Origin of the sequence: Pseudomonas sp. W2Jun17 (assembly GCF_023127795.1) — a bacterium.
In the GTDB taxonomy this organism is placed as follows: Bacteria; Pseudomonadota; Gammaproteobacteria; order Pseudomonadales; family Pseudomonadaceae; genus Aquipseudomonas; species Aquipseudomonas synxantha_A.
This window is the reverse complement of the sequence record NZ_SPKO01000040.1, coordinates 233,777-258,569: the sequence shown is the minus strand read 5'-3', so window position 1 is coordinate 258,569 and position 24,793 is coordinate 233,777. Positions and strand designations below refer to the sequence as shown.

20 protein-coding genes are annotated in these 24,793 nt (G+C 61.2%); 13 read left to right on the top strand and 7 right to left on the bottom strand.

Features of this window, described 5'->3' with window-relative positions:
* Window positions 1–137: 137 nt before the first annotated feature.
* Entirely contained in the window at window positions 138–1,070 is a 933-nt protein-coding gene (locus tag E4O98_RS27290) for an iron-sulfur-binding ferredoxin reductase (protein ID WP_032879676.1), read from the bottom strand.
* 217 nt (window positions 1,071–1,287) lie between these two features.
* Between E4O98_RS27290 and E4O98_RS27285 the strand changes: the two genes are divergently transcribed.
* The 5 genes from E4O98_RS27285 (at window position 1,288) to E4O98_RS27265 (ending at window position 8,392) form a co-directional block, all read left to right on the top strand.
* Window positions 1,288–2,811 carry a fumarate hydratase gene (locus tag E4O98_RS27285; protein ID WP_248136764.1) on the top strand — a complete coding sequence of 508 codons (1,524 nt, stop codon included), beginning with the start codon at window positions 1,288–1,290 and terminating at the stop codon, window positions 2,809–2,811.
* Between the two features lie 253 nt (window positions 2,812–3,064).
* On the top strand, window positions 3,065–4,831 hold the full coding sequence (locus tag E4O98_RS27280; RefSeq protein ID WP_248136762.1) for an ATP-binding protein: 1,767 nt from the start codon (window positions 3,065–3,067) through the stop codon (window positions 4,829–4,831).
* On the top strand, window positions 4,825–6,150 hold the full coding sequence (locus E4O98_RS27275; protein WP_248136760.1) for a sigma-54 dependent transcriptional regulator: 1,326 nt from the start codon (window positions 4,825–4,827) through the stop codon (window positions 6,148–6,150). Before E4O98_RS27280 ends, E4O98_RS27275 begins: the two co-directional genes overlap by 7 nt.
* 215 nt (window positions 6,151–6,365) lie before the next feature.
* Entirely contained in the window at window positions 6,366–7,685 is a 1,320-nt protein-coding gene (locus E4O98_RS27270) for an MFS transporter (RefSeq protein ID WP_005790985.1), read from the top strand.
* 74 nt (window positions 7,686–7,759) lie between these two features.
* Window positions 7,760–8,392, top strand: coding sequence for a flavin reductase family protein (locus E4O98_RS27265; protein ID WP_032879672.1), 633 nt, complete (start codon window positions 7,760–7,762; stop codon window positions 8,390–8,392).
* A gap of 124 nt (window positions 8,393–8,516) precedes the next feature.
* Here E4O98_RS27265 and E4O98_RS27260 read toward each other — a convergent pair whose 3' ends face one another.
* Window positions 8,517–8,765, bottom strand: coding sequence for a hypothetical protein (locus E4O98_RS27260; RefSeq protein ID WP_078822210.1), 249 nt, complete (start codon window positions 8,763–8,765; stop codon window positions 8,517–8,519).
* A 45-nt stretch (window positions 8,766–8,810) separates the two neighbouring features.
* The gene (locus tag E4O98_RS27255) at window positions 8,811–9,152 is read right to left on the bottom strand and encodes an antibiotic biosynthesis monooxygenase family protein (RefSeq protein ID WP_248136758.1); all 342 of its coding nucleotides are present in this window, start codon (window positions 9,150–9,152) and stop codon (window positions 8,811–8,813) included.
* A gap of 328 nt (window positions 9,153–9,480) precedes the next feature.
* Between E4O98_RS27255 and E4O98_RS27250 the strand changes: the two genes are divergently transcribed.
* Window positions 9,481–10,410 carry an AraC family transcriptional regulator gene (locus tag E4O98_RS27250; RefSeq protein WP_032879669.1) on the top strand — a complete coding sequence of 310 codons (930 nt, stop codon included), beginning with the start codon at window positions 9,481–9,483 and terminating at the stop codon, window positions 10,408–10,410.
* A 21-nt stretch (window positions 10,411–10,431) separates the two neighbouring features.
* Here the strand turns inward: E4O98_RS27250 and E4O98_RS27245 are convergent, their stop codons facing one another.
* The 4 genes from E4O98_RS27245 to edd form a co-directional block, all read right to left on the bottom strand.
* The gene (locus E4O98_RS27245) at window positions 10,432–11,901 is read right to left on the bottom strand and encodes an ATP-binding protein (RefSeq protein WP_032879668.1); all 1,470 of its coding nucleotides are present in this window, start codon (window positions 11,899–11,901) and stop codon (window positions 10,432–10,434) included.
* On the bottom strand, window positions 11,891–12,625 hold the full coding sequence (locus tag E4O98_RS27240) for a response regulator transcription factor (protein WP_005790997.1): 735 nt from the start codon (window positions 12,623–12,625) through the stop codon (window positions 11,891–11,893). Before E4O98_RS27240 ends, E4O98_RS27245 begins: the two co-directional genes overlap by 11 nt.
* Before the next feature lie 136 nt (window positions 12,626–12,761).
* Window positions 12,762–13,718: a glucokinase gene (locus tag E4O98_RS27235; RefSeq protein ID WP_078822212.1), complete on the bottom strand. Its 957-nt coding sequence runs from the start codon at window positions 13,716–13,718 to the stop codon at window positions 12,762–12,764.
* Window positions 13,715–15,541 (bottom strand): phosphogluconate dehydratase, encoded by a 1,827-nt coding sequence (gene edd / locus E4O98_RS27230; RefSeq protein WP_032879666.1) that lies wholly within the window; start codon window positions 15,539–15,541, stop codon window positions 13,715–13,717. The genes E4O98_RS27235 and edd overlap by 4 nt, the downstream gene beginning before the upstream one ends.
* A 222-nt stretch (window positions 15,542–15,763) precedes the next feature.
* Here edd and gap point away from each other — a divergent pair, with 222 nt between their 5' ends.
* The 7 genes from gap to E4O98_RS27195 all read left to right on the top strand — a co-directional run bounded on the left by gap (window position 15,764) and on the right by E4O98_RS27195 (window position 24,674).
* Window positions 15,764–16,765, top strand: coding sequence for a type I glyceraldehyde-3-phosphate dehydrogenase (gene gap, locus E4O98_RS27225; RefSeq protein WP_005791003.1), 1,002 nt, complete (start codon window positions 15,764–15,766; stop codon window positions 16,763–16,765).
* 132 nt (window positions 16,766–16,897) lie between these two features.
* On the top strand, window positions 16,898–17,416 hold the full coding sequence (locus E4O98_RS27220) for a sigma-70 family RNA polymerase sigma factor (RefSeq protein WP_005791005.1): 519 nt from the start codon (window positions 16,898–16,900) through the stop codon (window positions 17,414–17,416).
* 75 nt (window positions 17,417–17,491) lie between these two features.
* Complete coding sequence (locus tag E4O98_RS27215; RefSeq protein ID WP_248136756.1) at window positions 17,492–18,460, top strand: FecR domain-containing protein; 969 nt, start codon at window positions 17,492–17,494, stop codon at window positions 18,458–18,460.
* Between the two features lie 115 nt (window positions 18,461–18,575).
* A complete protein-coding gene (locus E4O98_RS27210) occupies window positions 18,576–21,140 on the top strand; it encodes a TonB-dependent receptor (RefSeq protein ID WP_032879664.1) in 2,565 nt (854 codons plus the stop codon).
* A gap of 138 nt (window positions 21,141–21,278) precedes the next feature.
* Window positions 21,279–21,887: a biliverdin-producing heme oxygenase gene (locus E4O98_RS27205; protein WP_078822215.1), complete on the top strand. Its 609-nt coding sequence runs from the start codon at window positions 21,279–21,281 to the stop codon at window positions 21,885–21,887.
* A 108-nt stretch (window positions 21,888–21,995) separates the two neighbouring features.
* Entirely contained in the window at window positions 21,996–22,397 is a 402-nt protein-coding gene (locus tag E4O98_RS27200) for a YbaN family protein (protein ID WP_032879662.1), read from the top strand.
* Between the two features lie 138 nt (window positions 22,398–22,535).
* Entirely contained in the window at window positions 22,536–24,674 is a 2,139-nt protein-coding gene (locus E4O98_RS27195; RefSeq protein ID WP_248136754.1) for a methyl-accepting chemotaxis protein, read from the top strand.
* The last annotated feature ends 119 nt before the right edge of the window (window positions 24,675–24,793 follow it).

Genomic DNA, 24,793 nt, shown 5'->3' with positions numbered 1-24,793 from the left:
CCCCGCCATGAGAATGGCGGGGCTTTTTGCATTTCAAATGCCGGCTGAGGTGTTGAACCGTCGGGCCTCATCGGGAGCAAGCCCCCTCCCACAGTTAATCGCGTACACCCGCAAAGCCTGTACTCGACAGTCAGCACTCAACCACGGGGCAGGAACACATCGGCCAACAGTTGATTACGCGGCAGCCCCGCCAGAAACAAGCGCTTGGAAAAGGCTTCGACGCTGGCAGGATGCCCGCAGACCAAGGCCAGGGTTTGTCGCGAAGCAAGCCGCAGTTGCCCCAATGCCTGGGCCAACTCATCTGCGGTCCATAACTCCACCACAAGGTTCTGATGCTGCGCGGCCAGCGCCGCCAGGGGTTCGGCCAGGTAGTGAGCCTGGGCATCATGGGCCAGGTGAATGACACGGATGGCACCCTGGTGATCCTGGCGCAGCGCTTCGCGCAACACACCCCACAACGGACCCAGCCCAGTGCCGGAGGCCAGCAGCCACAAGGGCCGGGCTTGCCAGTCAGGGTCGTAGTGCAACGCCCCGCCGCGCAACTCGCCCAAGCGTAACGGCTCACCGACCTTGAAGTGGCGAGCAGCATCGCTGAATTCCCCGGGTTGACGGCAATCGATATGAAACTCCAGGTACGGGTCCTGCTGGGGCACGCTCGCCAGGGAATAGGGGCGTGCCACCTGCCCTGCCCACAACACCAGATGCTGCCCGGCGCGGTACCGCAGGCCACGCTCGGGTTGAAGGCGCAGGCGCAGCACCGTCGGACTCAGCCAATCGGCACCCTCCACCCGCGCAGGCAGGCCATCACGCAACGGATCAAACGCCTCGACCCTCAGATCAGCGCTGATCCGGCACTGACACGCCAGGCGCCACCCGTCCTGGCGTTGCGCCGAGCTCAGCGCGTCAGGCTGCTGGTCGTCGACTTCGCCCTGGCAACGCACCAGGCACGCATGGCAACTGCCGGCCCGGCAACTGTAGGGCACGGCCACACCTGCCTGATTCAAGGCATCCAGCAGGTTGCTGCCGGTGGTGACCGACCAGTGGCGTTCGCCGACGTACAGTTCAGGCATATCAGGGTCTCAAGCATAAGGAGCGCGCACAGGGAATCATGCCTGCGACAGTTTGACCATAGTCGGGTGTATCGGCCACCGCGCCGGGTTATACTGCCGCGCCTTTTTAGCGTCGCGCCTGCACCACTTTGGCGTGCCTTGGAAAGATGGTTTCAGCCGACCGACGTAACACTGAAGCCACCTTTATTGAATGTTCCCTTATAGAGGAGCGCGACTCATGACCGTGATCAAGCAAGACGACCTGATTCAGAGCGTTGCCGACGCCCTGCAATTCATTTCCTACTACCACCCCGTTGATTTCATCCAGGCCATGCACGAAGCCTACCTGCGCGAAGAATCGCCGGCGGCCCGTGACTCCATCGCCCAGATCCTGATCAACTCGCGCATGTGTGCCACCGGCCATCGCCCGATCTGCCAGGACACCGGTATCGTCACCGTGTTCGTGCGCGTAGGCATGGATGTGCGCTGGGACGGCGCCACCATGGGCCTGGACGACATGATCAACGAAGGCGTGCGTCGCGCCTACAACCTGCCGGAAAACGTTCTGCGTGCCTCGATCCTCGCCGACCCGGCAGGCGCGCGCAAGAACACCAAGGACAACACCCCTGCGGTGATCCACTACTCCATCGTCCCGGGTAACACCGTGGAAGTGGACGTGGCGGCCAAGGGCGGCGGTTCCGAGAACAAGTCGAAAATGGCTATGCTCAACCCGTCCGACTCGATCGTCGACTGGGTGCTCAAGACCGTTCCGACCATGGGTGCCGGCTGGTGCCCACCAGGTATGCTCGGCATCGGCATCGGCGGCACTGCCGAGAAAGCCGCGGTAATGGCCAAGGAAGTGTTGATGGAATCCATCGACATCCACGAGCTGAAAAAGCGCGGCCCGCAGAACCGTATCGAAGAGATGCGCCTGGAGCTGTTCGAGAAGGTCAACCAACTGGGCATCGGCGCCCAGGGCCTGGGTGGCCTGACCACCGTGCTCGACGTGAAGATCATGGACTACCCGACTCACGCCGCGTCCCTGCCGGTGTGCATGATCCCCAACTGCGCCGCCACCCGTCACGCGCACTTCGTGCTCGACGGTTCGGGCCCGGCGTCGCTGGACGCGCCATCGCTGGACGCCTACCCGGAAATCGTCTGGGAAGCCGGCCCATCGGCCCGCCGCGTCAACCTCGATACCCTGACCCCGGAAGAAGTGCAGAGCTGGAAGCCGGGCGAAACCGTATTGCTCAACGGCAAGATGCTCACCGGTCGCGACGCGGCGCACAAGCGCATGGTCGAGATGCTGAACAAGGGCGAAACCCTGCCGGTGGACCTCAAGGGCCGCTTTATCTACTACGTCGGCCCGGTTGATCCGGTGCGCGAGGAAGTGGTTGGCCCAGCGGGCCCGACCACCGCGACGCGGATGGACAAGTTCACCCGTCAGATCCTCGAGCAGACCGGCCTGTTGGGCATGATCGGCAAGTCCGAGCGCGGCCCTACTGCTATCGAAGCGATCAAGGACCATAAGGCCGTGTACCTGATGGCCGTGGGCGGCGCCGCCTACCTGGTGGCCCAAGCGATCAAGAAGTCCCGCGTGGTGGCGTTCGCCGAGCTGGGCATGGAAGCCATCTACGAGTTCGACGTGAAAGACATGCCGGTCACCGTTGCAGTCGATAGCAACGGCGAATCGGTACACATCACCGGTCCTGCCATCTGGCAGAAAAAGATCAGTGAGAGCCTGGCGGTGGAAGTGCAGTAAGCGCTTTCTCCACAAGCATAAAGGCGACTGCGGCCCATGGCCCAGTCGCCTTTTTTATACCTGAAGCGATTGCCATGGCGAACTCTGTCAAATGTGGGAGCTGGCTTGCCTGCGATGACATCAATTCGGTGTGACTGAAGCACCGAGGTGTCTGCATCGCAGGCAAGCCAGCTCCCACACAAGCTCGTTCGCCACAAGATCCAGACAGCTCATGCTATGGTGCTCGCCCCTCACTGTGCCTGCTCATCATCGTATGATCGTGATCCCTCGCCCTCTGCGTCTGACATTTTACTCGTTGCTGATCATCGCCGGCGCAGTGCTGGCCGCCGCCTTGGCCACCCGCCATGCCGAGCGCCAGGCCCTGGTGGATGAAGCCGCTCGAGCCAATCAACAGCTGGCGTTGTATGCCAACTCGCTGCATACCTTGATCGAACGCTACCGCGCCCTCCCCGCCGTGCTGGCGCTGGATTCGGAAATGATCAGCGCGCTGAAGGGCCCACTCGATAGCGCCACCCAGGACGTACTCAATCGCAAGCTCGAACGCATCAACGGCGCCGCCCAGTCCTCCACCCTGGAGCTGATGGACCGCACCGGCCTGGCGGTGGCCGCCAGCAACTGGAATTTGCCCAGCAGCTATGTCGGCCACAATTACGCGTTCCGTCCGTATTTCAGCCAGACCTTGAGCCAAGGCACCGGGCGCTTTTACGCGGTGGGGGTGACGACCGGCATTCCGGGGTATTTCCTGTCCAGCGCGGTGGTCGATGAACACGAGCAGTTCCTCGGCGCCATGGTGGTCAAGCTGGAGTTTCCCGAACTGGAACGCGAATGGGCTCAGGGCAATGACTTGCTGCTGGTCAGCGATGCACGCGGCATTGTGTTTATCGCCAACCAGCCGGGCTGGCGTTATCGCAACCTGCGGCCGCTATCAGAGAGTGACCTGGCGGAACTCAAGGCCACTCGCCAATACGACAAGAAGCAGCTGCAACCATTGGAGACCCAGACCCTGCAGCGCTTCGACGACAACAGCCACCTGATGCGCGTCAACGGCCCGGACGGCAGCGCCAACTACATCTGGGAATCCCTGCCGCTGAAAGCCGAAGGCTGGACCCTGCACCTGCTGCGCAAACCGCAGTTCCCGTTTGAAGACCAACGCAATGCCGGCCTCGCCGCCGCCGGGTCCTGGCTGGCGCTGGTGTTTCTTGTGCTGTTCCTGAGTCAACGCTGGCGCCTGGCTCGCCTTCGCCAACGCAGCCGCGAAGAACTCGAACACTTGGTAGAAGAACGCACCCAGGCCCTGCGCACCGCCCAGGATGGCCTGGTTCAATCAGCCAAACTGGCGGCGCTGGGGCAGATGTCCGCCGCCCTTGCCCATGAGATCAATCAACCGCTGACCGCACAACGTATGCAGCTGGCCACCCTGCGGCTGTTGCTCGACCATGGCCGTGTGGACGACGCCTACAAGGCGCTCACGCCGTTGGATGACATGCTGACGCGCATGGCCGCGCTGACCGGCCACCTCAAGACCTTCGCACGCAAAAGCCCCAGCGGCCTGCGCGAACGCCTGGATCTGGCCACCGTGGTCGACCAGTCCCTGCACCTGCTTGACGCGCGCCTACGCGATGAGGCCATCGGCGTGGTGCTGGACCTGGCCCGCCCGGCCTGGGTACGCGGCGATGCGATTCGCTTGGAACAGGTGCTGATCAACCTGCTGCGCAACGCCCTGGACGCCATGGCCGACAAGCCGCGCAAACGCCTGGAAATCCGTCTGCACGCCGATGAGCAGCTGTGGCAGTTGAGCGTCAGCGACAGCGGTGGCGGGATTGCCGAAGAACATTTGAACAACGTATTCGACCCGTTCTTCACCACCAAACCGGTGGGTGACGGGCTCGGCTTGGGCCTGGCGGTGTCCTACGCTATCGTGCATGAATTGGGCGGGCGCCTGATCGCCGGTAATCGTGGCGACGGCGCAGTCTTTACCCTGACCCTGCCCGTCGCGCTGGAGACACCTGACCTATGTTGAACGCAGTGATTGTGGTGGATGACGAAGCCAGCATTCGTACGGCCGTCGAGCAGTGGCTGAGCCTGTCGGGGTTTGACGTTCAGTTGTACAGCCGTGCCGAGGAATGCCTGGCGCACCTGCCGAAGGACTTCCCCGGGGTGATCTTGAGCGATGTGCGTATGCCCGGGCTCAGTGGCCTTGAATTGCTGGCCGAGGTACAGCGGCGCGATGCTGACTTGCCGGTGATTTTGCTCACCGGCCATGGTGACGTGCCGATGGCCGTCGAAGCCATGCGCGACGGCGCCTACGACTTCCTGGAAAAACCCTTCAGCCCGGATGCCCTGCTCAACAGCCTGCGTCGGGCGCTGGACAAGCGCGGCCTGATCCTGGAAAACCGTCGCCTGCACCAACAGGCCGATCACCGTGCACAACTGGAATCCAGCTTGTTGGGGGTGTCCAAGGGCCTGCAAACCCTGCGTCGCCAGGTGCTGGACCTGGCGACACTGCCGGTCAATGTGTTGATCCGTGGCGAGACCGGCAGCGGTAAAGAACTGGTTGCCCGCTGCCTGCATGATTTCGGCCCACGAGCCAAAAAGCCGTTTGTGGCGCTCAATTGCGCGGCTATCCCCGAGCAATTATTTGAAGCCGAGCTGTTCGGCCACGAAAGCGGCGCCTTCACCGGCGCCCAAGGCAAGCGTATCGGCAAGCTGGAGTACGCCCATGGCGGCACCGTGTTCCTCGACGAAATCGAAAGCATGCCCCTGGCGCAACAGGTAAAACTGCTGCGCGTGTTGCAAGAGCAGAAGTTGGAGCGATTGGGTTCCAACCAGAGCATCAATGTCGACCTGCGCATCATCGCCGCTACCAAGCCGGACCTGCTCGAAGAAGCACGCGCCGGGCGTTTTCGCGAGGACCTGGCTTATCGCCTGAACGTCGCACAACTGCGCCTGCCGCCCCTGCGCGAGCGTCGCGAAGACATTCCGTTGTTGTATGAGCATTTCGCCCAAAGCGCTGCCGAACGTTTGGGCCGCCATCTTGAGCCATTGAGTGGGCCGCAGCTGAGTCGCCTGCTCATCCATGACTGGCCGGGCAACGTACGTGAACTGGCCAACGTCGCCGAGCGCCAGGTGCTGGGGCTTGGAGAGCCTGAACCTGAAGGTATTGAACCTGGGCAATCGCTGGCGGCGCAGCAGGAGGCTTTCGAGGCGCATTGCCTGAAAGCCGCGCTGACCCGGCATAAAGGCGATATCAAAGCGGTGCTGGCCGAGCTGCAACTGCCGCGACGGACCCTCAATGAAAAGATGCAGCGGCATGGGTTGGTGCGGGAAATGTTCCTCTGATCCTGCTTATGTAGCGATTGCAAGGACGTCTTCGCGAGCAAACCATAAGCGGATTTCCGCTCATCCCGCAAAAATAATCGGCAACTTTCCGCTCAAAAAAACCTCGCAACCCTTCTATTCCGGGCCTTCATCCACTTGGCACAGCTTCTGCTATAGCTCAAGCCAGGCAGTGCTCAAGCACGCTCCATAAAAACAACTAGATGAAGGATCCTTCAATGGATAACTCCAACTCCCTGCCTCTGGGATCGGCGTCTGCGCCGGCAAAAGAACGCACCACTTCCAGCCGCATCAAGTCGATCTTCAGTGGATCGGTCGGCAACATGGTCGAGTGGTACGACTGGTACGTCTACGCCGCCTTCTCGCTGTACTTCGCCAAGACGTTCTTCCCCAAAGGCGACACCACCGCCCAACTGCTCAACACCGCCGCGATCTTCGCCGTGGGCTTCCTGATGCGCCCTATCGGTGGTTGGCTGATGGGCCTGTATGCCGACAAGGTCGGGCGTAAAAAAGCCCTGATGGCCTCGGTCTACCTGATGTGCTTCGGCTCGCTGCTGATTGCCCTGAGCCCTGGCTATGAACTCATCGGTATCGGTGCGCCGATCCTGCTGGTGTTTGCCCGTTTGCTGCAGGGCCTGTCGGTCGGTGGCGAATACGGCACTTCCGCCACTTACCTCAGCGAGATGGCGACCAAGGAACGTCGTGGTTTCTACTCCAGCTTCCAATACGTGACCCTGATCTCCGGCCAACTCATCGCGCTGGCGGTGCTGATCGTGCTGCAACAACTGCTGACTACCGAACAGTTGTACGCATGGGGCTGGCGTATCCCGTTCGCCATCGGCGCCTTGTGTGCAGTGGTCGCGCTCTATCTGCGTCGTGGCATGGAAGAAACCGAGTCGTTCACCAAGAAGGAAAAGGCCAAGGAAAGCGCAATGCGCACCTTGATGCGCCACCCCAAGGAACTGATGACCGTGGTCGGCCTGACCATGGGCGGCACCCTGGCGTTCTACACCTACACCACCTATATGCAGAAATACCTGGTGAACACGGTCGGCATGAGCATCTCCGACTCCACCACCATTTCGGCAGCCACGCTGTTTCTGTTCATGTGCCTGCAGCCGATCATCGGCGGGCTTTCGGATAAAGTCGGTCGTCGCCCGATCCTGATTGCCTTCGGTGTCCTGGGTACCCTGTTCACCGTGCCGATCCTCACCACCCTGCACACCATCCAGAGCTGGTGGGGCGCGTTCTTCCTGATCATGGCAGCGCTGATCATCGTCAGCGGCTATACCTCGATCAACGCCGTGGTGAAAGCCGAACTGTTCCCCACCGAAATCCGCGCCCTGGGCGTGGGCCTGCCGTATGCGCTGACGGTGTCGATCTTCGGCGGTACCGCTGAATACATCGCGCTGTGGTTCAAGAGCATCGGTATGGAAACTGGCTACTACTGGTACGTGACCGCGTGTATCGCAGTGTCGCTGATGGTCTACGTGACCATGAAAGACACCCGCAAGCACTCGCGGATTACCACGGACTAAAAAATGTGGGAGGGGACAACCCCCCTCCCACATTGGATATGATGTGGGCCCCAGAATCGAGAGCAGAACAGGTCATGTCCGACGATATTCACTTCTACGAACCCGCCAACGGCCACGGCCTGCCCCATGACCCGTTCAATGCCATCGTCGGCCCACGCCCGATTGGCTGGATCTCCTCGCACGACAGCGAAGGCCGCCTGAACCTGGCGCCTTACAGCTTCTTCAATGCATTCAACTACATCCCACCGATCATTGGGTTTTCCAGTGTGGGGCGCAAAGACAGCTTGAATAACATTGAGCAGACCGGCGAGTTTGTGTGGAACCTGGCCACTCGCCCGTTGGCCGAGCAGATGAACCAGAGTTGCGCGGCGGTCTCACCGGATGTGAATGAATTCGAGTTGTCCGGCCTGACGCCGGTGGCTTCGAAAGTCGTCGCTGTACCCCGCGTCGGCGAGAGCCCGGTGTCGTTTGAATGCAAAGTGACGCAGATCATCCAACTGCAACGCGCCGACAAGGAGCTGGTGCCGAGTTGGCTGGTACTGGGCGAAGTGGTTGCGGTGCACATCGCCAAGTGGTTGCTAAAGGATGGGATCTACGACACTGCTGCCGCCGAGCCGATTTTGCGCGGCGGCGGCCCGGCGGATTACTTCCAGTTGGGGCCGCAAGCGCTGTTCAAGATGTACCGCCCAGGCGCCACAAAACCCTGACTGACATACAGTCAAATTGTGGGAGGGGGCTTGCTCCCGATGGCTATGTATCAGCTAAAAATTTGCTGGCTGATACACCGCTATCGGGAGCAAGCCCCCTCCCACATTTGATCGGCAGCGTTCGTTAGTTGGAAGCCGTTGCCCAAGTCAGTTGACCTTCCGCGTCCACGTCGACCAGGTCCTCTAGCTGCACAGTGGCCGCATCATCGGCATCCGAAGCCGTCTTGAACTTCTGCCCGTCAAGGATCTTGTGGAACTTGGGGGCGCCCATGCCATCCAGTGCCTTGACGGCGATGGCAGCGCTATAGCCACCCTCTTCTTCACGCATCAAGGCGGAAACGGCTTCGTGGTGGGCAAATTGTTTACGTGCCATGTTGCAGGTCCTGGCCAATGGAAAAGTCGGCCATTGTAAACCGGTTCAACCGGCCAGTTGCAGGTACTCGCCGTAGGCGTTGACGGCAGATGCATCGGTGAAGGTCTGGAAGTCCATGCTGCGCACGACCATGTCGTTGAGCAACTCCGTAAAAATCATCAAGGTCGGTGAGCTGAAGTAGGCACTCATTGCCTCCTCGCTGCTCCAAAAACCTGATACCAGCCATACATCAGGATCGACCTGGGAATGCTGCAACGAAAATTGCAGGCAACCTGAGGCTTGGCGACCCGGTTCGATCAAACTGCTCAAGCGTGCACCGAGTTCGGTGCTGCACCCGCTACGGGCGCGGATAAAGGCCATGTGGCTCGCGGGAATGGGGGTGGACATGTTCGACTCTCCCGTTGAGAAGTGATGCTCGGCAAGCACGGTGAGGGTGTGTTGCCACAGGATCAAAGATAGCGGCCCAGCTGTGGATGCGGTTAGTCGATTCCTGCAGGCTTATTGCACAATCCTGCGAGAAACATAGAGAGGACATTTGGCCCCCGGGATTTATTCCATGCACCGGCCCAGTGTTTCAGGGAGATGACAGGCGGCCTGCTTGCCTGATTCACTACCTATCGCAGGATCAGGCAAGGATCCTGCAGAATCGACGTAACACTTTTTGAAAAGCTGCCGCTAAGCTGAGCCCATCAAAGCAGCGTGTAGAGGACGCCCCATGTCGTCGCCCGAACCAAAGCCCATCCCCGTCGATGCCGAGATGGAGAAACAACGCGCCGAGCTGGCCAGTATCGTGCACCGCCACACCTGGGAAGATGGCTCCTACGGCACGGCGATCACCTCGCTGTATCTGAACCGCCACAACACGCCACGGGATTTCATGCCGGTGCTGGTGGAACCTGCGCTGTGCATCCTCGCCAGCGGCAGCAAGGAAGTGCGCCTGGCCGACGAAATCTTTGCCTACGACCCGCTCAATTATCTGGTGTTCTCGGTCGCCATGCCGGTAGCCGGCAGAATCATCGATGCCACCCCGCAAGACCCCAACCTGTCGGTCCGCATCAATATCGATCCGGCCCAGCTCACCGCGCTGATTGCCGAAGCCGGGCCTATGGGGGTGCCGTCGCGTCCCACCTCTCGCGGCATGTATGTGGACCGCATCGACACCCCGTTGCTCGACGCCGTGCTGCGCCTGGCCCGCCTGCTGGATACGCCCAAAGACATCGCCATGCTCGCGCCGTTGATCAACCGTGAAATCCTCTATCGCTTGCTGCGGGGCCCACAGGGTTATCGCCTGTATGAAATTGCCGTGGCCAACAGCCAGAGCCATCGCGTCAGCCAGGCGATCAAGTGGTTGAACGGCAACTACGAACAACCGCTGCGCATCGACGACCTGGCCAAGGAAGTGAACCTGAGCGTCTCGACCTTGCACCATCGCTTCAAGGCGATTACGGCCATGAGCCCGCTGCAGTACCAGAAGCAGCTGCGCTTGCAGGAAGCCCGGCGCTTGATGATTGCCGAAGGACTGGAAGCCTCGGCCGCGGGGTATCGGGTGGGGTATGAAAGCCCGTCGCAATTCAGCCGGGAATACAGCCGGTTGTTTGGAGCGCCACCGCTGCGCGACCTGGCCCGGTTGCGCCAAAGCATCTGATGTACGCAGCTCAGGTGTTTGTTAGTCCAAGGTTCTTGGTAGTTGCAGGGTGACGCGCAAGCCGCCTTCGCGCAGGTTCTGCAAACTCACTTCACCGCCATGGCTATGGGCAATGTTGCGCGCGATCCCCAGCCCCAGGCCATACCCCTGCTGCTGGCCGGCCAGGCGAAAGTGCGGTTCGAACACCTGCTCCAGACGCTGCTCCGGCACACCGGGGCCTTCGTCATCCACATGCAGGACGAACTGCACACCATCGTCCTCGATATGCAGATGCGCGTTCTGCCCGTACTTCAAGGCGTTGTCGATCAGGTTACCGATGCAACGCTTGAGCGCCAGCGGCTTGCCCGGGTAGGCCGCCAGGGCCGCGCCTTCAAGGGTTACCCGGCCGTTGCCGTTGGGCGCCAGGTACGGTTCCACCAGGCATTCGAGTACATGATTGAGGTCAACCGGCTGGATGTTTTCGTGGATGTCGGTGTCTTTCACGCATTGCAGCGCGCCTTTGACCAGCAGTTCCAGCTCATCCAGGTCGCGGCCGAATTTGGTTTGCAGGTTCTCGTCTTCGAGCAATTCCACACGCAACCGCAGGCGGGTAATCGGGGTGCGCAAGTCGTGGGAAATTGCGCTGAACAACTGGCTGCGCTCGGTCAGGTAACGGCTGATGCGTTCGCGCATTGCGTTGAATGCGCGGCCCACCTCCACCACTTCACTGCCGCCGCCTTCGGCCACCGGTTCTACATCGGCGCCCAGCGACATATCCCGCGCCGCCCGCGCCAGGCGCTTGAGCGGCCGGCTTTGCCAATGCACCAGCAAACCGATAAACAGCAGCAAAAAACCACTGGTCAGCACGATAAACCACACCTGCTGGGACGGCAGGCCCTGTTCTTCAAGGCTGGTGTACGGCTCTGGCAACAGCGAGGCGATGTACAGCCATTCGCCGGGAGCCAGTTGAATCTGGGTGACCAATACCGGTGGGTTAACCGGCTCCAGGGTTAACGCGTAATGGGCCCAGGAGCGTGGCAGTTCGTCGAGCTTGAGGCCGGCATTGAAGATGCGCAGGTCTTCGGCGCTGACGAACTCCACCGAGATATGTACATCGGCGCCCAGGGTTTGGCGTAGCACCTCATCGACCGCCTCCAGCACCGCTTGCTTGCGTGGCGTCTGCGGCAGGATCGCCATATCCAGCGGGCGATCATTGAGGGTCACTACAAAGCGGGTACCGCCCATGCTGCGCAACTGATCAAGGACCAAAGGTCGATAGGCCACCGGCAGCGAACGGAAATAACTCACGCTGGCGGTCATCGAGTGCGCCAGGCTGCGGGCGCTGGTCACCAGGCCCTCAAGCTGGGTGGCGCGCAATTGCGACACCCAGATCACGCTGGACAGCGCCTGGGCGAACAGCACGGCGAGCAAGGTCAGCAGCAACATGCGCCCCAGCAGCGAGCGTGGCACCGGAAAGCGGCGGCGGCGCTCGGTCAAAGGTTCAGTGGGCATTGCCGGCAACCACGCTGGCTGCCAGTTGATAACCGCTGCCGCGCACGGTGCGGATCAGCCTCGGGGGTTTTTCGGTATCGCGCAGGCGTTGGCGCAGACGGCTGACGGCCATATCGACGATACGGTCAAGCGGCATCAGGTCACGGCCACGGGTAGCGTTGCCGATAGTGTCGCGGTCGAGGATCTGTTGCGGGTGATCAAGAAACAACTTGAGCAAGGCAAAGTCCGCGCCGGAAAGGATGACCTCTTCGCCATCAACGTGAAACAAGCGGTGGCTGATCATGTCCAGGCGCCATTCATCGAAGACCAGCACATCACCGCCAGTGCTGCGCTCCTGGCCGAATTGGCAACGGCGCAGCAGCGCCTTGATCCGCGCCTGCAACTCGCGAGGGCTGAACGGCTTGCCGATATAGTCGTCAGCGCCCAGTTCCAGGCCGATCACGCGGTCGGCTTCGTCGGAACTGGCGGTGAGCATGATGATCGGTACCTGCGCCTGGCGCGGGTGCTGGCGGATCCAGCGGCACAGACTGAACCCGTCTTCATCCGGCAACATCACATCGAGGATGACCAGGTCGCACGGCGCCTCGTTCATCGCCTGGCGGAACCCCGCACCATCGGCCACGCCACGGACCTGGAAGCCGGCGCGACTGAGGTAGGTTTGCAGCAATTCGCGGATCTCCTGGTCGTCGTCGACGAGGAGAATGGATTTACTGATTACGCTCACGGGGGCCTCCTTGTTGTTATGGGGTGTTCTGTAGGGCCTCATCGGGGGCAAGCCCCCTCCCACATTTGCCTGCATTCCAGAGTTGGAACGCGGTCAAATGTGGAAGCGGGCTTGCTCGCGAAGAGGCCATCACAGCCTATGCAAAAGCCTGCTCAAGCGCCACGCCAGCCCCGGTCAGCCCCGAATACGGCGCTGTCACCAACCACACCGGAATACCTTTGAAGTAGTCGCTCATGCAGCCTTTATCCGCAAAACTTTTGGCGAAACCGCTGGCGATAAAGAAGTCGGCAAACCTGGGTATCACCCCACCCACGATGTACACGCCACCGCGCCCACCGGTGGTCAAGACGTTATTGCCCGCGACCCGCCCCAGCCAGATGCTGAACTGGTCCAGCACTTCCATGGCGACCGCGTCACCGGCCAGGCCCGCTGCGGTGATGGCTTCGGGCGTATCCAGCACCGGCTCGTGCCCGTCCACCGCACAAATAGCGCGATACAGACGCGGCAACCCGCCGCCGCTCAATACGGTCTCGGCGCTGACATGGCCGATCTCCGTGTAAATATGCTGCCACAGCTGGGTTTCCCGCGGGCTGCTCAGGGGCAGGTCGACGTGCCCGCCCTCCCCCGGCAATGCCGCGAAACGCCCGGCGCCAAGGTCCAGCAAGGTGCCAACGCCCAGGCCAGTGCCCGGGCCGATCACCACCGCTGGGCGCAAAGGCTCCGGCGTGCCTTCGCAGACCACGCGGAACTCGTCGGGCTTAAGACGCGTCATGCCCAGGGCCATGGCCGAGAAATCATTGACCAGCAGCAGTTCATCCACTTGCAGGGCTTGGCAAAACGCCGTCTTGCTCAGGCGCCAGTGATTGTTGGTGAACTTGAACTCCTCGCCACTCACCGGCCCGGCCACCGACAGGCACACCGCACCGATGTCCCCGATTTCCAGGCCTTCCTCTGCGAGATAGACCTTGATCGCTTCTTCAGGGCTTTGGTGATCCGCTGTGGCATGCACGCGGATCGAATGCAGCTCCTGATCTCGCCATAACGCAAAACGGGCGTTGGTACCCCCGATATCACCGACCAGCGCAAGCTTCACTTAAGCGTCTCCAAGGCAGAGGTAAAGGCGCTGGCGCCCTGCTCTGCGGAGCTTGCGGCCAAGCGCATGAATGCAAACAGCTCGCGACCTGCTCCCACGTTATTGCCCAACAGGCCCGTGGCAGGCGCGCGCGCTGCAAATACTTCGGCGTCCACTTTAAGCTCCAGGGTGCCGGTGACGCCATCGACGCGGATGATATCGCCATCCTGGACCCGCGCCAGCGGCCCGCCGCTCTGGGCTTCGGGGTTGACGTGGATCGCGGCAGGGATCTTACCCGAGGCGCCGGACATTCGCCCATCTGTTACCAACGCCACTTTGAAACCACGGTCCTGCAACACGCCGAGAAACGGGGTCATCTTGTGCAATTCCGGCATACCGTTGGAACGTGGCCCCTGAAAGCGCATCACCGCAACGAAGTCTTTTTCCAGCTGGCCCGCCTTGAAGGCGTCGGCCAGGTCTTGCTGGTCCTGGAACACCACCGCCGGCGCTTCAACCACCTGATGCTCGGGCGCGACAGCCGAAACTTTCATCACGCCACGGCCAAGGTTGCCTTCCATCACGCGCAAGCCGCCTTCCGGCGAGAACGCACGGGCCACGGGGCGCAGGATGGTTTCGTCGAGGCTCTCGATCGGGCCATCGCGCCAGACCAGCTCGCCGTCCACCAGGAACGGCTCCTGGATATAGCGGCTCAAGCCCTTGCCGGCCACGGTGTTGACGTCTTCGTGGAGCAGGCCGGCTTCGAGCAGTTCGCGGATCAGGAACGACATGCCACCCGCCGCCTGGAAGTGGTTGATGTCGGCCTTGCCGTTTGGGTACACGTGGGACAGGGTCGGCACCACCTCGGAGAGGTCGGCCATGTCTTGCCAGGTCAGGATGATGCCCGCCGACATGGCGATGGCCGGCATGTGCAGCGTATGGTTGGTGGAACCGCCGGTAGCGTTTAGCGCAACGATGGAGTTGACGATGGATTTCTCGTCGACGATCTCGCCGATCGGCGTGAAGTTGCCATTGGCCTTGGTCAAGCGCGTGACCTGGTGCGCCGCTTCGCGGGTCAACGCGTCACGCAGTGGCGTGTACGGATTGACGAATGACGCGCCCGGCAAATGCAGGCCCATCACTTCCATCAACAACTGGTTGGTGTTGGCGGTGCCGTAGAAGGTACAGGTGCCGGGGCTGTGGTAGGACTTCATCTCCGATTCCAGCAGCTCTTCGCGACTGGCCTTGCCTTCGGCGTAGCGCTGGCGCACATCGGCTTTCTGCTTGTTGGAGATACCCGACGGCATCGGGCCGCCGGGCACGAAGATCATCGGCAGATGGCCGTAGCGCAGCGCGCCCATCATCAGGCCGGGGACGATCTTGTCGCAGATCCCCAGCATCAGCGCGGCGTCGAACATGTTGTGGGACAGCGCTACCGCCGTGGACATGGCGATGACTTCACGGCTGAGCAGGCTCAGTTCCATGCCCGGCTCGCCCTGGGTCACACCGTCGCACATGGCGGGGGTGCCGCCGGCGAACTGGCCGACCGAGCCCACTTCACGCAGGGCTTTCTTTATTTGTTCAGGAAAATGTTCGTAGGGCTGATGCGCCGAGAGCATGTCGTTATAAGAAGAAACAATTGCCACGTTGGCAGCATTCATCATGCGCAGGCTGTTTTTGTCTTCGGTGCCGCAACCGGCCACACCGTGGGCAAAGTTGGCGCATTGCAGCTTGCCACGCATCGGACCGTCGCTGGCTGCGCCGCGGATGAGCGCAAGGTAAGCCTCGCGGGTGGCGCGGCTGCGGGCGATAAGCCGTTCGGTGACCTCAAGAACGCGGGGATGCATGTATAGAACTCCAGGCTAACGGATGTGGCGACCTGAGTGTCTATGCTGATCAAACGCCCACGGCTCATGGGATGGCAGGGGGTCGTTTGGATCATCGGACCAGTTGATTCAGGTCACTCGTTGTAGATTGAACAAAATATTGCCACTAAAAAGGCTTGTTTTCTATTTTTATGCGAATAATCTTGTAATTCTTACAACAAATCGACGACAGGCACTTTTCCAATGACTCTACGTATCGCAATCAATGGTTTTGGCCGTATCGGCCGTAATGTCCTGCGCGCACTGTATACCCAAGGCTATCGCCAGGATTTGCAGATCGTCGCCATCAATGATTTGGGCGACAGTTCGATCAACGCCCACCTGCTCAAGTACGACACCGTACACGGCACTTTCGATGCAGAGGTCGCCCACGATCAGGAAAGCCTGACCGTCAATGGTGACCGGATTGCCGTCAGTGCCATTCGCAACCCCGCCGACCTGCCGTGGGCTGCGCACAAGATCGACGTGGTGTTCGAATGCACCGGCCTGTTCACCGACCGTGACAAGGCTGCCGCCCATATTACCGCCGGCGCGCGCAAGGTGATCATCTCGGCTCCGGCCAAGGGCGCGGATGCCACTGTGGTTTATGGCGTAAACCATGACATTTTGCGTCAGTCCCACCAGATCATCTCCAACGCGTCGTGCACCACCAACTGCCTGGCGCCGGTCGCGCAGGTGCTGCACCGTGAGCTGGGTATCGAAAGCGGCCTGATGACCACCATTCACGCCTACACCAACGACCAGAACCTGACCGACGTCTACCACACCGACCCGTACCGCGCGCGCTCGGCCACCCAGAACATGATCCCGAGCAAAACCGGCGCGGCTGAAGCCGTTGGCCTGGTGCTGCCGGAACTGGCGGGCAAGCTGACCGGCATGGCGGTGCGGGTACCGGTGATCAACGTGTCTCTGGTGGACCTGACTGTGCAGTTGAAGAAAGAAGCCACGGCCGATGAAGTCAACGCCCTGCTGAAACAGGCCAGCCAGCACTCGAAGATCCTCGGTTACAACACCCTGCCGCTGGTTTCCAGTGACTTCAACCATAACCCGCTGTCGTCGATCTTCGATGCCAATCACACCAAGGTCAGCGGCAAGCTGCTCAAGGTGCTGGCCTGGTACGACAACGAGTGGGGCTTCTCCAACCGTATGCTGGATAACTGCCTGGCGCTGTGCAACGCCGAGTAATCCCACCTGTGGGAGGGAGCAAGCCCCCTCCCACAGTTACATTTTGTCCAGAGTAGGTTCAGGGAAATAGCCACTTGCCATTTCGGTTGATGATAAGCATTATCATTCGCTGCAAATCGGTCTGGTATCACTGTGAGCCAATCTCGCTTCAACCAAGTCTTTCTCACCCAACGGGTGATTCTGTTACGCACCTTGCAGCGGATGGTGAATAACCACAGCACTGCCGAGGACCTGTTGCAGGAAACCTACCTGCGCGTCACTCGGGCCCTGAGCGAGCGGCCGATCGACCACCTTGAACCCTTTGTGTACCAGACCGCGCGCAACCTGGCGCTGGATCACCTGCGCTCGCGCCGGATCCAGGCCCGCACGTTGCAGGAAGACGTCCCGCTGGACGTGCTGCAAAGCGTCGCCGCCCCTGCCAGCACGCCTGAAGAAGCCATTCAGGCCGAGCAACTGCTGGAGCATCTGAGCGTCAGCCTCGGCCAGCTGAGCGCTCGTCAGCAGCGGATTTTCATCCTCAGCCGCCTGCACGGTTGCAGCTACCAGGAGATTGCCGATCAGTTGAACGTGTCCTTGAGCACCGTACAAAAGGAACTGAAATTGATCATGGCCATCTGTGTAGGTGTGGCCGAACGGCTGGATCAGCCTTAAGCTCCATCCGACAGAGCTATCGATCCATGCTGTACGAAAAAATGAATAGAACGTGGCGAAGACCCGAGGAACACCGTGACGGACCCGAATAAACTGCGCCCCCATGCGTTGGCTCATGAGGTGCTGCAAGACACGGCCATGGACCAAGCCCTCGATTGGCTGATCGCCTTGCAGTGCCCGCAACCCGGGCAGCAGGCCGAGTTCGACGCCTGGCTGGCCGAGGACCCGGCGCATGTCCACGCGTTCAGCAAGGCCCAGGCGGCCTGGGCAGGTGCACCGGTACACAGCGCCGCCGTGGCCCTGGCGATGCCACGCAAGCCAAGCGGCTGGCGCCGGATCAAACCGCACTGGAAGCCCTTGGCCACCGCGGCCGTGCTGTTGATCGGTCTGTTCAGCTTCAGCAACTTGCCGGTGCGCTTGCAGGCCGATCACCTCACCGTGGTCGGCGAGCGCCAGCGCCTGCAACTGGACGATGGGTCCAAGGTGCTGCTCAACACCAACTCGGCATTTTCCAGCCGCATCACCGACCACCAGCGCATTGCGCGCCTGTACCAGGGCGAAGCGTTCTTCGACATAGCCCCCAGCCGTGGCCTGGCCCTGGAAATCGACGCCGGCCCCGTGCGTGCCAGCGTGCGCGACACCGCCTTCGCCGTGCGCTACCTCGATGGCGAGGCCCAGGTACAGGTGCAGCGTGGCGATGTCGACCTGAGCAACAGCTTCGACGATGCCCGCGTACGCCTGAGTGCCGGGCAAAGCATCCGCATCGGCCCCAAGGGTTTCGGCCAACCGGCCAAGCTCGATGTCGGCAAGGATCTGGCCTGGGTGCAGGGTCGTCTGGTGTTCGAAAATTGCCCGCTGAGCGAAGTCCTGGCTGAACTGCGCCGCTATTACCCTGGCTGGATCGTCAACAACAATGAGCAACTGGCCAGCGTCGCCGTCACCGGCAACTATCGTCTCGACCAGCCCCTGGACGTGGTGCGCTCCCTGGCCCACATCACCTCGGCCAAGCTGTCGGAATACCCGGCGCTGGTGATCCTGAACTAAATGAGAATTATTTTTACTCGATGTTAACCGGCGATACGTCTCGTTATAGCCAATGCAACTGATTCCTATTTGGTTCAGTTCGCAACTATAAGATTCGTATCCCGGAGCGCTCTCGATGTCCTCTCGTTTCAACCGCCGGTGTTCTTCGCCCGTTTTGTCTTTGCTGACCGCTGCGATCCTGCTGGCTGGCGCGCCCGTCATGAGCGCCACCGCCGCCGAACCCGCCCCTCGCAGCCACGGTAATTACAACTTCAGCATCGAGCAGCAACCGCTGGTGTCGGCGCTCAACGCCTTTACCGCGGTGACCGGCTGGCAAGTCGGCCTGCCGGCAGAGCTGGGCCAGGGAGTGTCGTCCCCTGGCGTGCGCGGCCCGCTGTCGCCGGAAAAAGCCCTGGAGCGGTTGTTGGTGGGGACCAACCTGAGCTACCGCAAACTGGGCAATAACAACATCGTGCTGGAGAAACGCGCCGCGGGCGGCGCCCTCGCCCTGCAACAGGTGACCATCAGCGCCACCCGTAACGAACAGGATGTGAACAGCGTACCCAGCACCGTCAGCGTGCACGACCGCGAGGAACTGGACCGCCAGAACACCAACAACATCCGCGAACTGGTGCGCTACGAGCCCGGTGTCTCCGTCGGCGGCGCCGGCACCCGCTCAGGCAACGCGGGCTATAACATCCGTGGTATCGACGGCGACCGCATCCTCACCCAGGTGGACGGCGTCGAAGTGCCCAACAACTTCTTCAACGGCCCCTACGCCAAGACCCGTCGCAACTACGTCGACCCGGAAATCGTCAAGCGCGTGGAGATCCTGCGCGGCCCGGCCTCGGCCCTGTACGGCAGCAACGCCATCGGCGGCGCGGTGAGCTATTTCACCCTCGACCCGGACGATATCATCAAGCCCGGCAAGGACGTCGGCGCCCGCCTCAAGACCGGCTACAGCTCCGCCGACGAGAGCTGGCTGACCTCCGGCACCTTCGCAGGACGGGTACAGGACTTCGATGGCTTGCTGCACCTGAGCCAGCGCAATGGTCATGAAACCGAATCCTACGACGGCAACAACGCCACCGGCCTGGCCCGCACCGGCGCCAACCCGGAAGACGCGCGCACCACCAACGTGCTGGCCAAGCTGGGCTGGAACTATGGTGATGAAAACCGCCTGGGCCTGACCTACGAGAAGTTCAAGGATGACCGCGACGTCAACCTGAAGAATGCCGTAGGCGGCCCGTTCATCGGCGGTCGAGGCATGAACCTCTACCGTGCCCGCTCGGGCAACGACACCATCACCCGCGAGCGCTTCGGCCTGGAAAACACTTTTGCCCTGGAGTCGCCGATTGCTGATCGCATCAAGACCAGCCTCAACTACCAGATCGCCAAGACCGACCAGACCACCGCCGAGATCTACCAGGCTGGTCGCCGCGTACTGCGTACCCGCGACACCCTTTACGAAGAAAAACAGTGGGTCTTCGACGCTCAACTGGACAAGGCGTTCAGCGTCGGCGAAACCGACCACCAGGTGACCTACGGCACCACCCTCAAGCAGCAGAAAGTCACCGGCTCGCGCGAAGGCTCCGCCTCGTGCCTGGCCATTGGTGGCGGCTGCACCGCCATCGGCGCGCCCAGCCCGCAAGCAAGCGACAGCGTGAAGAAGGCGAGCGACTTCCCCGACCCGACCATCAACACTTACTCGTTGTTTGCCCAGGACCAGATCAGCTGGGATAAATGGACCTTCCTGCCCGCCGTGCGGTATGACTACACCCGGCTCAAGCCCAAGCTGACCCAGGAGTTCCTCAACACCGTCAACCCGACCGGCGAATATGCCGTCGATGGCAAGGACAAAACCTGGCACCGCGTCACGCCAAAGTTCGGCCTGACCTACGCCCTGACCGATAACTACACCTGGTTCGGCCAATACGCCGAAGGCTTCCGCACCCCCTCGGCGAAGGCCCTGTATGGCCGCTTCGAAAACCTCAACATTGGCTACACCGTCGAACCCAACCCCGACCTCAAGCCGGAGACCAGCAAAGGCATCGAGACCGGGATACGCGGCAAGTTTGACGAAGGCTCCTTCGACATCGCGGTGTACTACAACAAGTACCGCGACTTTATCGACGAAGACAACGCCGTGGTCGGCGGCACCGTGGAGCAGTTCCAGGCCGTCAATATCAAGCGCGCCACCATCAAGGGCATGGAAGCCAAGGGCCGCCTGAACCTGGATGCGTTCGGCGCGCCGAAGGGACTGTACACCCAGGGTTCGATTGCCTACGCCCACGGTCGCAACGACGACAATGGCGAACCATTGAACAGCGTCAACCCGCTCAAGGGCGTGTTTGGCCTGGGCTACGACCAGGACAATTACGGCGGCCTGCTGAGCTGGACCCTGGTGAAAAAACAGAACCGCGTCGACAGCACCACCTTCCACGCTCCCGACGGCAGCACCGACGGCCCGTTCAAGACCCCGGGCTTCGGCATCCTCGACCTGACCGCCTACTACAAGGTCACCAACGACGTGACCATCAACGGTGGCCTCTACAACCTCACCGACAAGAAGTACTGGAACTGGGATGACGTGCGCAGTTACGACAGCGTCGGCGAAGCTGGCGTAACCGGCCCGGCCAACCTTGACCGCCTGACCCAGCCCGGTCGCAACTTTGCGATCAACCTGATCTGGGACATCTGATCCACCCGCCTCACCTCGCCGGAATCCATCAGCGGCGGGGGGAGGATTTTTTACTGTGCCACGTCTTCTTGTTCGTCTAGTTGATAACAGCTCTCTTTAAGGGCACCCAGGCGCTCCCTCTTTCAAGGACCTTTTTACATGACCGCTTCTCCTACCGCAGAACGCCCAAGCCTGCGCTCCCAGCGCCTGAACCAGATCACCAATGAACCGCACACCAAGCTGGATGCGTTGGTGAAGGCTCATGCGCCGTTCGAAACCCAAGCCAACTTCGCCCGCTTCGTGGTGGCCCAGTACCTGTTCCAGTCGGAACTGGTGGCGCTGTACAACGATGCCGCGCTGAACACGATCATTCCCGACCTGGCCGCCCGCTGCCGCGCCGAAGCCGCCAAGCTCGACCTGGCTGACCTGGACACCGACGTTCCGGCTCCAGTCGCCGGCGCGGTGAAAAACCCAAGCCAGGCCGAAGCCCTGGGTTGGCTGTTCGTGTCCGAAGGCTCCAAGCTGGGCGCCGCGTTTCTGATCAAGCGCGCCGTCGGCCTGGGCCTGAGCGAAACCTTCGGGGCCCGCCACCTGGGCGAACCGGCCGGTGGCCGCGCCGAAGGCTGGAAAAGCTTCACCCGCACCCTCGACAGCCTGGAGTTCAGCGCCGAAGAAGAAGCTGCGGTAGAAAAAGGCGCGATCGATGCGTTTGTGCGCTTCACCGTGTTGCTGGAACAGGCGTACGCTAGCGCCCCAGAAATGGCGTAAATGTTCCGGTAGACATCGGTTCAATGTGGGAGCAGGCAAGCCAGCTCCCACATTTGAGTGCATTTCATGGCAGATCATGTGTAAACCCTCCCACCAGAAAATTGCAGCATGACCGGCAAAACCCAATCCTCCTCAAAGATCGCCCAACTTCTCTATGGCCTGCTGGCCTACGTCAGCCTGGGGATCGGTTTGGTCGCGATTGTCATACCGGGTTTGCCGACCACCGAATTCATCCTGCTGGCCGCCTGGGCCGCCACCAAAAGCTCACCGCGCCTGAGCGCCTGGCTGGAAAACCACCGCCTGTTCGGGCCGATCCTGTTCAACTGGCGCAACGGCAAGATCATTGCACGCCGGGCCAAGGTCAGCGCCACCGTAAGCATGTTGCTGTGTGCCCTGCTGATGCTGGTGATGCTTGATCATGGCTGGCCGGTGTACCTGGCAATCGCCGGGATGAGCCTGGGCAACCTGTGGATCTGGTCCCGCCCCGAGCAGCTCGCACGGCCCGTATAACGCCCGGCGTAGGCATTTTCCTACCGCTCATCGCCTATTACTCATGAATTGATTTGTGACGCCGATGTTTCAGGAACGGCGCCGAATGGACTTGGCTCTGCTGCGTGCATACCCACAAGTCCATTCGTGAGTGAACCTATGTTCGACACCCTTTCTATCCGCTTGAAAATCGTGCTGCTGTCCGGCCTCTGCCTGCTGGGAGTGATCGCACTGGTGGTCGGCATCAATATCTACAACACCAACCAGAACGATCGGTTGGTCAGTGATTCAAGCTCACGAATGCTCACCGCCAGCGTGGAACAGCTGCTGCAAGCCAAGGCCGCTGAACAGGCCGTACAGTTACAAAAGACCTTCGGTGAAAACCTGCTGGCGGTTACCGCCCTCGCCGACCAGATCAAGGACCTGCGTCAGTTGGGGACCAAGCGCTCCATTGAAGCCGGCGCCCTGCGCGAAGAAATCAACCAGAGCGTGAAAACCGCGTTCGAGCGCAACACCAAGGTGCTGGGCATCTGGCTGTCGTTCGAGCCCAACGGCCTGGATGGCAAGGACAGTGAATTCGTTGACGACAAGGCTCGCGTCTCCAACGAAAAAGGTCGCTTTTCCAGCTACTGGAGCCGTGCCGGCGGCGAAAGCCTGAACACCATCATGGTCGAGGATGACCTGACCAAGACCACCCTCAACCTCAGCGGCACGCCTTACAACATTTGGTATACCTGCCCACGGGACACCCGCAGCACCTGCCTGCTGGACCCGTATGAAGACACGGTGGCCGGCAAACCTGTGCTGATGACCACCATTTCCCTGCCTCTGATCGTCGACGGCAAAGTCATCGGCGTCGTGGGTGTCGATATCGCCCTCACTGCCCTGCAAGCCACCACCGATGCGGCACAAAAGGACGTGTTCAACGGTGCTGCTCACCTGGAAATCCTGTCCAGCACCGGCCTGATTGCAGCCTACAGCGGCGAACCGGCCAGGGTCGGCAAGAACCTGGTCGACACCCTCGGCGCCGAAGGCAAGGAGATCGTGCAACTGCTGGGCAATGATCGGCCCATGATCCGCGAACAGAACGACACGATTCGCGCCGTGTACCCGGTCAAGCCGATTGCCGATGCCAAATCCTGGGGTGTGGTGATCAAACTGCCTAAAAGCGTGATGCTGGCTGATAACGAAAAGCTACAAGCCGTGCTCGACGAAGCCCAGGCTACCGGCACCCTCAAAGCCTTGCTGGTGGCAGCCGCCGCCGGCTTGCTGGGCTTGTTGCTGATCTGGCTGACCGCCACCGGCGTGACCCGTCCGATCAACAGCGTGGCGGCCATGCTCAAGGACATTGCCAGCGGCGACGGCGACCTCACCCAACGCCTGGCCTACACCAAGAAAGACGAACTGGGCGAGCTGGTGAACTGGTTCAACCGCTTCCTCGACAAGCTGCAGCCGACCATCGCCCAGATCAAACAAAGCATCACCGAAGCCCGAGGTACGGCGGATCAATCCTCGGCCATTGCACGCCAGACCAGCGAAGGTATGCAGGTGCAGTTCCGTGAAATCGACCAGGTCGCCACCGCGTCGAATGAAATGAGCGCCACCGCCCACGACGTCGCCAACAGCGCCTCCAATGCCGCCAGCGCGGCACGCGGCGCCGATCAGTCGGCCCGCGAAGGCATGTCGATCATCGAGCAGAGCACCCGCGACATCACCACCCTTGCCGAGGAAGTCAGCAAGGCCGTGACCGAAGTCGAAGCCCTGGCAGTCAACAGCGAGCAAATCGGTTCAGTCCTGGAAGTGATCCGCAGCATTGCCGAACAGACCAACCTGCTGGCATTGAACGCCGCGATCGAAGCAGCACGCGCCGGCGAAAGCGGGCGCGGGTTTGCGGTAGTGGCCGACGAAGTACGCAACCTGGCCAAACGCACCCAGGATTCGGTCGAGGAAATCCGCCTGGTGATCGAGCGTATCCAGAGCGGTACCCGTGGGGTAGTGGCGACCATGCACTCCAGTCAGCACCAGGCCCAGAGCAATGCCGGGCAGATCCATCAGGCGGTGCAGGCGCTGGGCAAGATCAGTGACGCGGTCACGGTGATCAGCGACATGAACCTGCAAATCGCCAGCGCCGCCGAAGAGCAGAGCGCGGTGGCCGAAGAGGTCAACCGCAACGTCTCGGCGATTCGCACCGTGACCGAAACCCTCACCGGCCAGGCCACCGAGTCGGCGGCGATCAGCAGCCAGCTCAATGCCCTGGCCAGCCAGCAGATGAAGTTGATGGATCAGTTCAGGGTGTAATTCACACCACAGGTCCAATGTGGGAGGGGGCTGCGCGACAGCCCCACGTTGACGATGTGACCGGGTGGTTGGGTGGTTGGGCCGAGTACATATCCGTTATTTAGGTAACGGCCACTATA